The sequence below is a fragment of the Xanthomonas bromi genome (assembly GCF_900092025.1).
Classification (GTDB): domain Bacteria; phylum Pseudomonadota; class Gammaproteobacteria; order Xanthomonadales; family Xanthomonadaceae; genus Xanthomonas; species Xanthomonas bromi.
In genome coordinates this window covers 1-529 of the sequence record NZ_FLTX01000029.1, presented here as the reverse complement: position 1 = coordinate 529, position 529 = coordinate 1, and the positions used below count along the sequence as shown (strand labels likewise).

Sequence of the window (529 nt, the reverse complement as noted above, 5' to 3'; positions counted from 1 at the left end):
ACTCATCGTCCGATCGCCGTCGTACGGCGGCGTAATCACCACGCTGTAAGTGCCCGACTCTAGATTAACTAAATTGGTCTGACAGCCATTGTTGCTTGCGTAGCAGTACTGACCGCCCAGTGTGGTGCCGTCAGGTTTGTTGACCGTCAAGTACGCATAGCTTGTTGCATTCGGTGTCACCAAGTCACTAAGCCCCAAACCCAGGTTCTGTCCGGCCGTGGCGGTAAAGGTCAAATACACGCTCTGCTGAGGAATATTGGTGGCAAAGCTGCCACTGGCACCATTAGTCACCTGTCCGCCAGTCACGCCTGTTGCCAACATCAACTGCGTGCTCAGCGTCTCGCCCTGGTTGGGATCCACAAATACCGTATAGGTCCCCGTTGTCGGCAGGTTGGGCAGATTCAGCGTATTCGCTGAGATCCCATTGGATCCGGCAGTCATCGAGTTCAGTACCGCTCCGTCAGGTTTGTACACGGTGTAGTACGTCAGGCGGTCCGCCGGCGCCGTCGCCTGAGCTGCCACCTGCAGT

1 pseudogene is annotated in these 529 nt (G+C 56.5%); it reads right to left on the bottom strand.

Annotated features, from left to right (window positions below):
- A pseudogene (locus XBLMG947_RS09865) lies at positions 1-529 on the bottom strand (beta strand repeat-containing protein); the annotation flags it as partial.